13 protein-coding genes are annotated in these 12,478 nt (G+C 60.4%); 8 read left to right on the top strand and 5 right to left on the bottom strand.

Going from position 1 to position 12,478, the window contains the following annotated elements:
- Positions 1–159: 159 nt before the first annotated feature.
- The 5 genes from ACIK7D_RS18315 to ACIK7D_RS18295 all read left to right on the top strand — a co-directional run bounded on the left by ACIK7D_RS18315 (position 160) and on the right by ACIK7D_RS18295 (position 4,323).
- Positions 160–729: a GNAT family N-acetyltransferase gene (locus tag ACIK7D_RS18315; protein ID WP_137454190.1), complete on the top strand. Its 570-nt coding sequence runs from the start codon at positions 160–162 to the stop codon at positions 727–729.
- A gap of 146 nt (positions 730–875) precedes the next feature.
- On the top strand, positions 876–1,277 hold the full coding sequence (locus ACIK7D_RS18310; RefSeq protein WP_080820716.1) for a MarR family winged helix-turn-helix transcriptional regulator: 402 nt from the start codon (positions 876–878) through the stop codon (positions 1,275–1,277).
- Between the two features lie 87 nt (positions 1,278–1,364).
- Positions 1,365–2,660: an MFS transporter gene (locus ACIK7D_RS18305; RefSeq protein WP_400156994.1), complete on the top strand. Its 1,296-nt coding sequence runs from the start codon at positions 1,365–1,367 to the stop codon at positions 2,658–2,660.
- A gap of 310 nt (positions 2,661–2,970) precedes the next feature.
- Positions 2,971–3,669, top strand: coding sequence for an OmpW family protein (locus ACIK7D_RS18300; protein WP_400156993.1), 699 nt, complete (start codon positions 2,971–2,973; stop codon positions 3,667–3,669).
- Between the two features lie 210 nt (positions 3,670–3,879).
- Positions 3,880–4,323 carry a glyoxalase superfamily protein gene (locus tag ACIK7D_RS18295; RefSeq protein WP_077984241.1) on the top strand — a complete coding sequence of 148 codons (444 nt, stop codon included), beginning with the start codon at positions 3,880–3,882 and terminating at the stop codon, positions 4,321–4,323.
- 72 nt (positions 4,324–4,395) lie between these two features.
- Here the strand turns inward: ACIK7D_RS18295 and ACIK7D_RS18290 are convergent, their stop codons facing one another.
- From ACIK7D_RS18290 to ugpB, 4 genes are all read right to left on the bottom strand, one after another.
- A complete protein-coding gene (locus ACIK7D_RS18290) occupies positions 4,396–5,457 on the bottom strand; it encodes a sn-glycerol-3-phosphate import ATP-binding protein UgpC (RefSeq protein WP_400156992.1) in 1,062 nt (353 codons plus the stop codon).
- Positions 5,457–6,305: a sn-glycerol-3-phosphate ABC transporter permease UgpE gene (ugpE, locus tag ACIK7D_RS18285; RefSeq protein ID WP_127758044.1), complete on the bottom strand. Its 849-nt coding sequence runs from the start codon at positions 6,303–6,305 to the stop codon at positions 5,457–5,459. The genes ACIK7D_RS18290 and ugpE overlap by 1 nt, the downstream gene beginning before the upstream one ends.
- A gap of 10 nt (positions 6,306–6,315) precedes the next feature.
- Positions 6,316–7,197: a sn-glycerol-3-phosphate ABC transporter permease UgpA gene (ugpA, locus tag ACIK7D_RS18280; RefSeq protein WP_003523346.1), complete on the bottom strand. Its 882-nt coding sequence runs from the start codon at positions 7,195–7,197 to the stop codon at positions 6,316–6,318.
- Between the two features lie 69 nt (positions 7,198–7,266).
- Positions 7,267–8,577 (bottom strand): sn-glycerol-3-phosphate ABC transporter substrate-binding protein UgpB, encoded by a 1,311-nt coding sequence (gene ugpB, locus ACIK7D_RS18275; protein ID WP_135399203.1) that lies wholly within the window; start codon positions 8,575–8,577, stop codon positions 7,267–7,269.
- 337 nt (positions 8,578–8,914) lie between these two features.
- Between ugpB and ACIK7D_RS18270 the strand changes: the two genes are divergently transcribed.
- The 3 genes from ACIK7D_RS18270 to ACIK7D_RS18260 all read left to right on the top strand — a co-directional run bounded on the left by ACIK7D_RS18270 (position 8,915) and on the right by ACIK7D_RS18260 (position 10,824).
- Entirely contained in the window at positions 8,915–10,021 is a 1,107-nt protein-coding gene (locus tag ACIK7D_RS18270) for a CobW family GTP-binding protein (RefSeq protein WP_400156991.1), read from the top strand.
- Positions 10,018–10,296, top strand: a complete 279-nt coding sequence (locus tag ACIK7D_RS18265; protein WP_080820725.1) for a hypothetical protein — start codon at positions 10,018–10,020, stop codon at positions 10,294–10,296. Before ACIK7D_RS18270 ends, ACIK7D_RS18265 begins: the two co-directional genes overlap by 4 nt.
- Positions 10,297–10,386: 90 nt before the next feature.
- Positions 10,387–10,824: a YqaA family protein gene (locus tag ACIK7D_RS18260; RefSeq protein WP_080820726.1), complete on the top strand. Its 438-nt coding sequence runs from the start codon at positions 10,387–10,389 to the stop codon at positions 10,822–10,824.
- A 156-nt stretch (positions 10,825–10,980) separates the two neighbouring features.
- Here the strand turns inward: ACIK7D_RS18260 and zigA are convergent, their stop codons facing one another.
- Positions 10,981–12,186 (bottom strand): zinc metallochaperone GTPase ZigA, encoded by a 1,206-nt coding sequence (zigA, locus tag ACIK7D_RS18255; protein ID WP_174022847.1) that lies wholly within the window; start codon positions 12,184–12,186, stop codon positions 10,981–10,983.
- Positions 12,187–12,478 lie beyond the last annotated feature (292 nt).

Below are 12,478 nucleotides of genomic sequence, written 5' to 3'. Positions count from 1 at the left end.
CGACCAAGCTTCCGTTCCGGCCCTGCCGATTGTGCTGTTGCGCAAATCCCTGCTTGCTGCACCTCTTCCAGCCGAGGAAAGCGTGTCGGCGGGCCGGAACGGCTCCACCAATTTTCATCAAGGGCCGCGTGTGGGCGGTAGTGTGACGGGAGGCCAAGGATGGCCGCTCTTTTGAATTCGGTACGGGCATTTTTCACGCCGCAGACATTTCATGTCGATCAGGAAAATCCGGGCGATGTCGTCGCCCGTGAGAACCTGCTGGACCGCGCCATGGGCGCCGGCCGCCGCCGCAAGTCTTCCGAAAAGTTGCGCGCCGGCCGTATTCCGGCCGAAGGCCTCGCGCTCGTCGCCCGCGATGAGGATGGCCATGTCATCGGCACGGTGCGCCTGTGGAACGTCGAGGCCGGCATCTCGCGCGAAGGCCGCGCCGTCGAAGCGCTGCTGCTCGGCCCGCTGGCCGTCGATGCCGCCCATGAGGGCAAGGGCATCGGCTCGGCGCTGATGCGTGCCGCCATTGCCGAAGCCACCAGGCGTGGCCACGGCGCCGTTCTTCTGGTGGGCGATGCACCCTATTACGAGCGCTTCGGCTTTTTCGCCGACAAGGCCCAGCACCTCATCATGCCCGGCCCGTTCGAGCGCAGCCGTTTCCTGGCGCTGGAACTGAAAACCGGCTGGCTTGAAGGCGCTGCCGGCCTGCTGGTGGCAAGCGGCCGCAGGCTCTCTGCCTGAGACGGGTCTCGCTGCTGATATCAAACCCCGGCCCAAAGCCGGGGTTTATTGTTTCTGCTCTATGGCCATGGGTCGGGCGTTGCCCGCCGATAATTTCTCGGAGCGTCTCTTGCGCGCAGAAATTTACGGGTATATACCCGAGACAAATGCCAAACGATAGTTGCCATTGCATCCTGTTGCGCAAAGCATCCCGCAAGGTTTCGTCCTATTATGACGAGGCCCTGGCGCCGCTTGGCGTGAATATCGGTCAGTTCAGCCTGTTGCGAAACATCAATCGCACCGCGCCGGTCTCGCTGACCGATCTCGCCGCGAGGGTGGAGCTGGATCGCTCCACCGTCGGCCGCAACGCCAGGGTGCTGGCTCGCATGGGTCTGGTCGCCATCGGTCACGGGGAGGATCAGCGGGAAGCGATGCTGACGGTGACGAAGGAAGGCCACGCGATCCTGAAAGCGGGCGCGCCGCTCTGGGATGGGGTGCAGGATGAAATAGAGGCCCGGCTTGGGCCTGAGAAGACAGCACAATTGCAGGAACTGCTCGCAGCCCTGTGATTTTTGGGGATATGCGGGTATCTGCCCGCAATATAGGGTATATACCCGTAAAATATCGGCCGCGGCCGCTGGAAAGGGAATTTGAACATGCTCTCCACACGCCTCGCCAGCTGGATGGCCGGCAGAAATCTGCATTATGGCTGGCTCGTTGCCGCAACCACCTTTTTGACCATGCTGGCCACCGCCGGTGCCATGGGGTCCGCGGGGGTGATGATCCAGCCGCTGCATCAGGAATTCGGCTGGGATATCGCCGATATTTCCTCCGCAATGGCCGTCAGGCTGGTGCTTTTTGGCCTGCTCGGGCCTTTTGCCGCCGCCTTCATGAATCATTTCGGCGTCCGGCAGGTGGTGTCCACCGCGCTTGCCCTGATCATGGGCGGCATCGTCGCCTCCTTCTTCATGACCGAGGTATGGCAATTGCTGCTGCTCTGGGGCGTGGTGATCGGCGTCGGCACCGGCATGACCGCGCTGGTATTGGGCGCCACCGTGGCGACACGCTGGTTTTCCAAGCGTCGCGGACTGGTAATCGGCGTCATGACGGCGAGCAACGCCACCGGCCAGCTTGTTTTCCTGCCGCTGCTGGCGGCGCTGACGGAAGCCTATGGCTGGCGAACCGCCCTGACCCTGTCCGTTGCGGTGATCGCAGCCGCCATGGTCCTCGTCCTGCTTTTGATGCGTGACCATCCCGCCGATGTCGGCCTGCCGGCCTATGGCGAGACAGCGGTGGCAAAGCCGGTCAGGCAGGATCACAATCTTCTCGCCACGCTGGTATCGCCGCTGGTGACCCTGAAGAGCGTATCGGGCAACCCGGTCTTCTGGGTGCTTTTCGGCACCTTCTTTGTCTGCGGGCTTTCGACCAACGGTCTCATCCAGACACACTGGATTTCGATCTGCGGCGATTTCGGCATGGCTGCGGTGACGGCGGCGGGTACGCTGGCGGTGATCGGCATTTTCGATTTCTTCGGCACCATCTTCGCCGGCTGGCTTTCCGACCGCTTCGACAATCGTTTCCTGCTGTTCTGGTTTTACGGTCTGCGTGGGCTGTCCCTGCTTTATCTCTCATTCTCGGGGTTCAGCTTCGTGGAGCTTTCGGTCTTCGCCGTCTTTTACGGTCTGGACTGGGTGGCGACCGTGCCGCCGACGGTGAAGCTCGCTGCCGAGAATTTCGGCCGCGAAAAGGCCGGTCTCGTTTTCGGCTGGGTGTTTGCCGGCCATCAGCTGGGAGCCGCCACCGCCGCCTTTGGCGCCGGTTTTTTCAAGAGCGACTTCGACACCTATATGCCCGCGCTGCAGATTGCCGGTCTGATGTGCATGATCGCGGCCGTCTCGGTTCTGCTTCTGCGCAAGCCGGGTTCCGTAACACTGACGCCCCAGGCCGCGTGATCGAGGTGATGCACTGGAAGGAGGCCTGCAAATGCAGGCCTTTTTCGTATTTTTCCGGCATCTGCCGGGCGCGTTGTGCATCCGCTTCCCGATCGCCGCATGGCATTTGTTGCGTAATTGTCACAATGCTTGCCGGTTAATCGCTCCGATCCATGATCGGCGTCCCGGTTTGATCCATCTCAATCGGCCCGCCTCTGCCTTCGTCATAGTGGCCCCAAGCGGTTGCGGCAGGCGAAGATTCGCGAAAGCCCGCCGTCATCAGCCGGTTCCGGGGACTTGCCCGGCTGCGGTGCGCTATAGGAGAGATGGAATGACGAACAGAAACAAAAAAACCGCCTTGCTTGCCAGTGTCGCGGTTGGTGTTGCGACCATGCTGGTATCCGCCAATGCCATGGCCGCCGATCTGGCCCCGGCAGCGCCGGCCCCCACCGCCGAAGAGGCGATTGCGGCGGCAAGCCCGTGGATGCTGCGCGTGCGCGGCCTCGGCGTCATCACCCATGATAGCGGCAGCGTCGACGGTTTGCCGGGGGCGGGCCTGTCCTATTCGGACACCGTGATCCCGGAACTCGACATCAGCTATTTCTTCACCGAAAACTTTGCTGCAGAGCTTATTCTCGGCACCACCTATGCCAAGATCAATGGCGAAGGTGTGCTGGCCGGCACGCCAGTCGGCAAGACGTGGCTGCTGCCGCCGACGCTGACGCTGCAATATCACTTCACCGATTTCGGCGCTTTCAAGCCCTATATCGGCGCGGGCGTGAACTATTCGCTGTTCTATAACCAGACGGAAAAGCCCGGTTTCAGCAATCTCGACGTCAAGAACAAGGTCGGCGCGGCCGTGCAGGTCGGTTTCGACTATATGCTGGACGAACATTGGGGCGTGAACTTCGACGTGAAGAAGATTTTCCTCAAGACCGACTGGACTGCGGAACTCGGCGGCACGCCGATCAGCGGCAAGGCCAAGCTCGATCCATGGCTGATCGGCGCGGGTATCACCTATCGCTTCTGATCCCGGGACGCGCTTCAGCGCGGCCTTTGACGGGCCGCCCTTTCTGAGTTATACGGACGGCCACGGGCAAAGAGCCCCGGCCGTCCGCAGGCATTTATGCCCCTGGTGAAGCTCTTATCCTTGATAACGGTCATCCCATGTTTTGCATGTCGTCGATGGCAACGCGGACCCCCTTCGGAACATTCGGCATGCGCATGTTGGAGAACCGTTATGAACGTGTCCAAACCGCTTCCCGCACTTGAGGGGCTGAAAGAACAGGCGAAACGCCTGCGCGCCGCCCTTGAGGATCAGGGGCAGGCAATCACCCATTCGAAAGCGCTGGAACTCATCGCCGCGCAATATGGCTTCCGCGACTGGAACACCCTCCACGCATCGGCCGGCAACCGCCCCGCCTTCAACCCCTATCTTCTGGGTTCAAGGGTGGAAGGTTTTTACCTCGGCCAGCCTTTCGTGGCCTCCGTTCTGGGCGTGCAGGCGCTCGGCGGCGATCCCGAACGCTACCGGCTGACCCTGCATCTCGACGATCCGGTGGATGTGGTGACTTTCGAAAGCTTTTCCGCCTTCCGCCAGCGCGTCCACTGCAATGTCGACACCTCCGGCCGCACGGTGGAGAAAACCTCCAACGGCCGGCCGCAGGTGGAGCTGGTGTGGTAACGAGCCGTCGGAGATTCTAGCTATAGTGTGAGCACCCGCCCAGCGGCGGGTGTCCCGTTTCTGCGACCAAGCTTAAATCCGCTTGCCCGCCGCATCGAACAGGTGAAAATCCTTCGCCTGTGCGGCGATCTTCAGCGTTTCGCCGATGCGCAGCTGAGAGCGGCCGTGGACGCGGAAGACGATTGTTGTGCCGTCGGCGAAGGAGCCGTGCACATAGCTTTCCGCACCCACCAGTTCCACGGCGTCCACCTGCACGGTGCCGGCGAAGGCGGCGTCCGCGGGGGCTTCATTGGCAAGGGTGATGTCCTCGGGGCGGATGCCGAGCGTGGCGACGCCCTGCGGCAGTGCCGCGGTTGCCTGCACCGACCAGCCGGAAGAGCCGTTTGCCGATGTCGCGCCATGGTTCAACAGGTTCATGGAAGGCGAGCCGATGAAGGTGGCGACGAAAGTGGTGGCCGGTTTTTCGTAAAGCTCGATCGGCGTGCCCATCTGCTCGATGCGGCCGGCATTCAGCACCACCAGCCGGTCGGCCAGCGTCATGGCCTCCATCTGGTCATGGGTCACATACACGCTTGTCGTGGCGAGCGAGCGTTGCAGGCGGCGGATTTCCACACGCATCTGCACGCGCAGCTTGGCATCGAGGTTGGAGAGCGGCTCGTCGAACAGGAAGGCCGCGGGCTTGCGCACAATGGCGCGGCCCATGGCCACGCGCTGGCGCTGGCCGCCGGAAAGCTGGCGCGGCTTGCGCTCCAGGAACTGCTCGATCTCCAGCGCCTTGGCCGCCTCGGTGATGCGCCGTTCGATTTCCTCCTTCGGCGTGTTGCGGTTCTTCAGGCCATAGGCAAGGTTCTGGCGCACCGTCATATGCGGATAAAGCGCATAGTTCTGGAACACCATGGCGATATCGCGGTCGGAGGGCTCCAGATCGTTGACGACACGGTCGCCGATGACGATCTGGCCGCCCGAAATGCCCTCTAGCCCGGCGATCATGCGCAGCAGGGTGGATTTTCCGCAGCCGGAGGGGCCGACGAGCACGATCATTTCGCCGTCGGCGATGTCCATCGATACGCCCTTGATGGCCTCGACATTGCCGCCATAAACCTTGCGGACGTCTTTCAGCGCAATTTTTGCCATTATTTTTCGGTCTCCACCAAACCTTTGACGAACCAGCGCTGCATCAGCACCACAACGATAATCGGGGGGATGATGGCGAGGATCGCCGTCACCATCACGTAATTCCAGGGCGTCGAAGCGTCGGTGAAATCCACCATGCGCTTCAGGCCGATGATGATCGTGTTCATCTTGGCGTCGTTGGTCACGAGCAGCGGCCAGAGATACTGGGTCCAGCCATAGATGAACAGGATCACGAAAAGGGCGGCGATATTGGTTCTCGACAGCGGCAGCAGAATATCCCGCATGAAGCGGAACGGACCGGCATTGTCGATGCGCGCCGCCTCGACCAGCTCACCGGGAATGGTCAGGAAGAACTGCCGGAACAGGAAGGTCGCGGTCGCCGACGCCATCAGCGGCAGTGTCAGCCCCGCATAGGTGTCGATCAGGCCCAAATCGACGATGACCTTGTAAGTGGGCAGGATGCGCACTTCCACCGGCAGCATGAGCGTGATGAAGATCATCCAGAAAAAGCCCATGCGGAAGGGAAAGCGGAAGAAGACGATGGCGAAGGCCGACAGGAACGAAATGACGATCTTGCCGATGGCGATGGCGAGCGCCACGACGAAGCTGTTGAACAGCAGCCGCTCGAGGCTGACGCCGACCACTCTTTCGACACCGCCGGCCATGGCCTCGGTGTAATTGGCGCCAAGATGATCGCCGGGCAAAAGCGACATGGGCGGGCGGATGATATCCGTCGATGTCATGGAGGAGGCGACGAAGGTGTAATAGATCGGGAAGGCCACGATGATGATGCCGAGAACGAGCATCAGATGGGCGATCACGCGGGCGACCGGGCGATTTTCAATCATTGTGAAATCCTCAGCCGTAATGCACGCGCTTCTCGACGAAGCGGAACTGGAATGCGGTGAGCGCGATGACGATCACCATCAGGATCACGGATTGCGCGGCGGAAGAGCCGAGATTGAGGTTCACGAAACCATCATTATAGACCTTGTAGACCAGCGTTTCCGTCGCCTTGGCGGGGCCGCCGCCGGTCACCGCATGGATGATGCCGAAGGTATCGAAGAAGGCGTAGACCGTGTTGACGACCAGAAGGAAGAAGGTTGTCGGCGCAAGCAGCGGGAAAACGATGGTCCAGAAGCGCCGCGAACCGCGCGCGCCATCGATGGAGGCCGCCTCCAGCAATGATTTAGGAATTGCCTGCAAACCTGCGACAAAAAACAGGAAATTGTAACTGATCTGCTTCCACGCAGCAGCCGCGACGACGAGCAGCATGGCCTGATCGCCGTTGAGCAGCGGGTCCCACATGATGCCGTTGCGGCGCAGGATGTAGGAGAAGGTGCCCATGGCCGGGTTGAACATGAAGAGCCACAACATGCCGGCCACCGCAGGGGCGACGGCATAGGGCATGATCATCATGGTGCGGTAAAAACCCTTGCCGCGCACCACCCGGTCGGCCGCCGTCGCCAGAAGCAGCGCCAGCCCCATGGAGACGAGCGCGGTCAGGATGCTGAAAATGACCGTGACCTGCAGCGAGTTCAGATAGCTTTCATCCGAGAGCACAGCCGAAAAATTCGCCAGCCCGACGAAATTGCTGTTCAGCCCGAAGGCGTCCTCGCGCATGGTCGACTGATAAAGCGCCTGGCTTGCCGGCCAGAAGAAAAAGATCACCGTGAGGATGATCTGCGGCGCAACCAGCAGATAGGGCAGGATCTTGTTGGGGAATACGACGCTTTGCACGGCGATCTCCTGATGAGATGGGAATGCCGCCCGCACCCTGTTGAGGATGCGGGCGGGGCAGGGGATCGTTTAGTTGCCGGCAGCCTGTTTGATGGCCGCATCGCCGCGCTCGACGATCTTGTCGAGCGCCGCTTTCGCGTCCTGCTTGCCGGCCAGCATCGCCTCGAACTCTTCATTCATGATGTCGCGCACCTGCGGCAGGTTCACGAGACGCACGCCCTTGGAGTTCTCTGTCGGCGGCTTGCCCATCATCTGCAGCAGCGGCGTTTCACGGGCGGGGTTCTTATCATAGAAGCCGGACTTCTTGGTTTCCTCATAGGCCGCGATGGTCACCGGCATATAGCCGGAGACCTGATGCAGGCGCGCCTGGATCTTGGTCTGGGAGAGGAAGTGGAAGAATTCGGCCACGCCCTTATATTCGGCTTCGCTCTTGCCGCCGAAGACCCAGAGGCTGGCGCCGCCGGGAATGGTGTTCTGCGGACCATGGCCCTCATAATAGGGCAGCTGGCCGATGCCGTAATTCATGCCGGTCTTGACGATATCGCCAAGACCGCCGGAGGATTCGGTCAGGATGCCGCATTCGCCGGACATGAACAGCTGCTTGGCTTCCGAAGTGCGGCCGCCATAACGGAAGGTGCCGTCCTTGGCGAGATCGGCAATGGCCTGGAAATGCTCGACGAAGAGCGGCGCATTGACCGCAAGCTTCACATCCGTGCCGCCAAGGCCGTTTTCATTGCTGCCGTAGGATACGTTGTTCCAGGCGGCGAAGTTTTCGGTCTGGATCCAGGTGAGCCAGGTGGAGGTGAAGCCGCACTGGGCCGCACCGCTGGTCTTGATCTTCTTGGCGGCTTCGAAAACTTCCGGCCAGGTCTTCGGCGGGTTGGCGGCATCAAGGCCGGCCTTCTGGAAGACATCCTTGTTGTAATAAAGGATCGGCGAGGACGAATTGTAAGGGAAGGACAGCATGGTGCCGTCAGGCTTGGAATAATAGGCGACGATGCCGGCCAGATACTCATCCTTGTTAAAGGTGTAGCCGCCTTCCTTCAGCACGTCCGCCACCGGCTTGATGGCGCCGGCAGCCCCCATCATCACGCCCGAACCGGCATCGAAGACCTGAATGATCGCCGGCGGCTGCTTGGCGCGGAACGCCGCAATGCCGGCATTCAGCGTTTCCGGATAGGTGCCCTTGAAGACGGGCGTGATCTTGTATTCCTTCTGGCTGTCGTTGAACTCTTTGGCAAGCGTATCCACGACCTCGTTATTGGCGCCGGTCATGGCGTGCCACCACTGAATGTCGGTTACTGCATATGCATTCGATGTGACAAAAAACGAAAGCGCGGATGCCGCGGCGAGGCGGTAGCTGAGTTTTTTCAAGGTCATTCCTCCCGTTATGAAAACAGTAAAAGATACAGCCCCTTATTGCAGCCTATCCTCCTCGATCCGGCTGCGGGCGATCTTTTCTGTATTAGCGATCTGATTAAAAGCGAACTCTAACGAAAATGCAAGAGAACGTGGAACGATTAAAACGAAAGTGAAGGAAACGGATTTATTATTCCATTTCCTTCGTTCCATGGTTTTTTCATGCGCCCTGCCGTTGGCGGCGTGCGGGTGCGGGATTGACTCCCGCCGAAATCCAACAATCACCATTGATATGTTATTACATTACGCATTATGGTGCGGTGAATTTATGGATGTCGAAGGTGCGGATGTGTTCGGAATGAAGCGGAAAAAGGCGGTCGATTCCAGGCAAGATTCGCTCGTCGCGCCACCTGTCCGCACGGTGCCGGTTACCCTGCTGACCGGTTTTCTGGGCGCGGGCAAGACGACGTTGCTGAACGCGCTTCTGACTGAGCCGGCCATGCGCGATGCCGCGGTCATCGTCAATGAATTCGGCTCGGTGCCCATCGATCACGGTCTGGTGCGAACGGGTTCTGAACGATATTTCAGAACGACGACGGGCTGCATCTGCTGCACGGCCACCAGCGATATCCGCACCTCGCTTTACGAGCTGCATCAGGCCTTTCTGGAAGGGATGATGCCGGAAGTATCGCGGGTCGTCATCGAAACCACCGGCCTTGCCGATCCCGCGCCGATCATCAACAGCCTGATCGCCGGCGGCACGCCGGCTCTTGGCCTGCGCGATCACATCGTGGCCCGGCATTTCCACCTTTCAGGCGTGGTCACGGTTTTCGACGTTGTCTCCGGCCCCGCGATGCTCGACAACTTTATCGAAGGCTGGAAACAGCTTGCCTTTGCCGACCATATCGTTCTGACGAAAACCGATCTTGCCGATGCCGCAGCCGTGGACCGCGAAAGCCTCGCCGATCTCAATCCTGCGGCCTCGTTCCATGACCGCAATGCGGCCGATTTCGACTTGATGTCGCTGTTTGCAGCATCGGATTATTCGCTGCGCGGCAAGCCGGAGGATGCGCCGGGATGGTTTGCGGCCGACAGGCTGAGCCTTCATGCCGCCCATCAGCACGATATCAATCGCCATGGCGTCGGGGTCGAGGCTTTTGATCTTACCTTTGACGGCGCTTTCGATCCGCAGGCGATTGTCACTTTTCTGGAGCTCGTCACCAGCAATGTGCATTCCGGCCTGCTGCGGCTCAAGGGAGTTTTCGGCGCAACGGATGACCCGGAGCGGCCGGTTGTCGCGCACGCGGTGCAGCATCGGCTTTATCCATTGACCCGGCTGGAGCGCTGGCCGGATGGCAATCGTTCCACGCGCATCGTGCTGATCGGCATGGACATGCCGCAACAGCCGATCCGCGCTCTCTTCGACACATTGGCCGCGCAGACGGGGCGAAAGGTATTCCGATGACGCTAAAAACGAATCCGCTTGCGCGCAGCGGCTCTGCGATCGTCTCGCAGGCCCGCATCATGAAGGACTGGACGCGGGAACTGCTGTTTCTTTCAGAAGACGACATTGTTTCCGTCCACGAGATCGCCTGCGCGTTGCCGAATTGCCCCCCGAAGGAAACCGTGATCCTCATTCTGTCCGCATCCGGCAGTACCCGGCAATTGTCGGTTCACAAGGCGCTGCTGGATGTAGCCCGCCATGACATCCTCGGGGCCATTGCCGCCGATGTGCCGTAGGGTCGTGTGAAATATCGCCCGCTTGACGGCAAGAGCGTCTTCCGGCACTTCGGCAAGACCGTGAGATTCGCGGATGATAAAGGGCGGGCAATGGCCGATCTGGCGGTATATGCGGGTTTGTTCCTGACGGCGTTCATCGCGGCGACCATTCTGCCCATGCAGTCGGAGGCCGCACTGGCCGGCCTCATCCTTCTGAAATCACAGCCCATCTGGCTGCTGGTCGCCGTGGCCAGCGCCGGCAATGTCGCCGGCTCCTTCGTCAACTGGCTGCTCGGCCGCGGCATCGAGCGCTTTCGGCATGAACGCTGGTTTCCGGTCGGGGAGGCGGCGCTGGAGCGCGCCCAGAACTGGTATCGGCACTATGGCAAATGGTCCCTGCTGCTCAGCTGGGCGCCGCTGATCGGCGATCCTCTGACGGTCGCCGCCGGCATCATGAAGGAACCGCTGCCGGTCTTCCTGCTGCTGGTCACCATCGCCAAGGTCGGGCGTTATCTCGTTCTGGCGCTGGTGACGCTGAATTTTCTATAAAGCCTCTCCTCTGTCATGCCGGACTAGATCCGGCATCCAGCCACGGCGCGTCTGCGCCGTGAAAAGAGTCTCTCGCGATCAAGGACTTGATCGCGCTGGACCCCGGACCTAGTCCGGGGTGACGGCTTACAGATGCTTCGCATCGGTAGCTATCGATCAAGCCGCCTGCCTGTCCCAGCTTGCGAAAGGATCGGGCAGGTGCCGCCATGCATCCGGTGTGAATGCCTCGGTATCGATCAGGCAGGCATCGAGCTGGGCGCGGATGCGCGCCTCGTTCATCGGATCGGAGCCGATGAAGACGATTTCCTGTCGCCGGTCGCCGAAAACCGGATCGAGATATGGCTTCATCATATCGAGGAACTGCTTTTCGCGCGGCCATTGCTCCTTCGGCACGGCGGACCACCACAGGCCCATCTTGCCGGTACGCACCAATGCGCCGGCCTGGCTGATCTCGCCGACATAACGCGGACGCGTCGCCAGCCAGAAAAAGCCCTTGGCGCGCACCACGCCGGGCCAGGCGCGGTCGATGAAGCGCTGGAACAGCACGGGGTCGAACGGCTTTTGGGCGCGGTAAACGAAGGAGCGAATGCCATATTCCTCGGTTTCGGGAATGTGGTCCTTGAAGCCGTGCAATTCCTTGAACCACAGGGGGTGTTCTTCGGCCCTGGCGAAATCGAAACGGCCGGTGCCGAGAACCTCCTTCAGCGCCACCTTGCCGAAATCGGCCTCGATGAGTTTCGCATCCGGGTTCAGCCCGACGATGATCTTGCGGGCGGCGTCCCGCTCCTCCGGCGTCGCGGTGCCGATCTTGTTGAGGACGACGACATCAGCGAATTCGATCTGCTCCACCAGAAGGTCGACGATGGTGCGGTTGTCGCCATCCCCCGCCGTTTCGCCCCGGTCGGCGAGAAAATCGGACGAACCGTAGTCGTTGAGAAGATTGGCGGCATCCACCACCGTCACCATGGTGTCGAGACGCGCGACATCGGAAAGGCTGCGGCCGTTTTCATCGCGAAAATCGAAGGTCGCGGCCACCGGAAGCGGCTCGGCGATGCCGGTGGATTCGATCAGCAGGTAATCGAAACGGCCCTGTTCGGCCAGCGCCCGCACCTCCGTCAAGAGATCGTCGCGCAGCGTGCAACAGATGCAGCCATTGGTCATTTCCACCAATTGCTCTTCCGTGCGGGAGAGATTGGCGCCGCCATCGCGCACCAGTGCGGCGTCGATATTGATCTCGCTCATGTCGTTGACGATCAACGCCACGCGCAGACCATCGCGATTGGCGAGAATATGATTGAGAAGCGTCGTCTTGCCGGCGCCGAGAAAGCCGGAAAGCACGGTGACGGGAAGTTTTTGCGACATATGGACCTCGTTCTTTGGCAAAGCTCGCGTGGACCTCATGGCGGCCACGCACACGATCTGGAAATGACGGTTCGGTGCTGCCCCGTCTTTGTTTTGTAACGTAATAACATTACATATTGACCGCCTGTCAACGGGCGACAGAAAAAAAGCGTCCCGCAATGCGGGGGCCGAGGCTTATGCGAAGCGCAACGTATCTTTCCGATAGTTAATGTTATTTCATTACATATTCGTTTGACGAATGTAATAACATTACATATCAAGGGCCATCGAATGACATCCTGCCCCGGAGGGA

This window comes from Agrobacterium sp. P15N1-A (genome assembly GCF_044626815.1).
In the GTDB taxonomy this organism is placed as follows: Bacteria; Pseudomonadota; Alphaproteobacteria; order Rhizobiales; family Rhizobiaceae; genus Agrobacterium; species Agrobacterium leguminum.
The sequence above is the reverse complement of the archived record's forward strand: the minus strand, read 5'-3'. Positions and strand labels throughout refer to the sequence as shown.

Bases quoted from the DNA above. Each gene is read 5' to 3' on its own strand.
- ACIK7D_RS18315 (WP_137454190.1), top strand. From the start codon at position 160: ATGGCCGCTCTTTTGAATTCGGTACGGGCATTTTTCACGCCGCAGACA.
- ACIK7D_RS18310 (WP_080820716.1), top strand. From the start codon at position 876: ATGCCAAACGATAGTTGCCATTGCATCCTGTTGCGCAAAGCATCCCGC.
- ACIK7D_RS18305 (WP_400156994.1), top strand. From the start codon at position 1,365: ATGCTCTCCACACGCCTCGCCAGCTGGATGGCCGGCAGAAATCTGCAT.
- ACIK7D_RS18300 (WP_400156993.1), top strand. From the start codon at position 2,971: ATGACGAACAGAAACAAAAAAACCGCCTTGCTTGCCAGTGTCGCGGTT.
- ACIK7D_RS18295 (WP_077984241.1), top strand. From the start codon at position 3,880: ATGAACGTGTCCAAACCGCTTCCCGCACTTGAGGGGCTGAAAGAACAG.
- ACIK7D_RS18290 (WP_400156992.1), bottom strand. From the start codon at position 5,457: ATGGCAAAAATTGCGCTGAAAGACGTCCGCAAGGTTTATGGCGGCAAT.
- ugpE (WP_127758044.1), bottom strand. From the start codon at position 6,305: ATGATTGAAAATCGCCCGGTCGCCCGCGTGATCGCCCATCTGATGCTC.
- ugpB (WP_135399203.1), bottom strand. From the start codon at position 8,577: ATGACCTTGAAAAAACTCAGCTACCGCCTCGCCGCGGCATCCGCGCTT.
- ACIK7D_RS18270 (WP_400156991.1), top strand. From the start codon at position 8,915: ATGAAGCGGAAAAAGGCGGTCGATTCCAGGCAAGATTCGCTCGTCGCG.
- ACIK7D_RS18265 (WP_080820725.1), top strand. From the start codon at position 10,018: ATGACGCTAAAAACGAATCCGCTTGCGCGCAGCGGCTCTGCGATCGTC.
- ACIK7D_RS18260 (WP_080820726.1), top strand. From the start codon at position 10,387: ATGGCCGATCTGGCGGTATATGCGGGTTTGTTCCTGACGGCGTTCATC.
- zigA (WP_174022847.1), bottom strand. From the start codon at position 12,186: ATGTCGCAAAAACTTCCCGTCACCGTGCTTTCCGGCTTTCTCGGCGCC.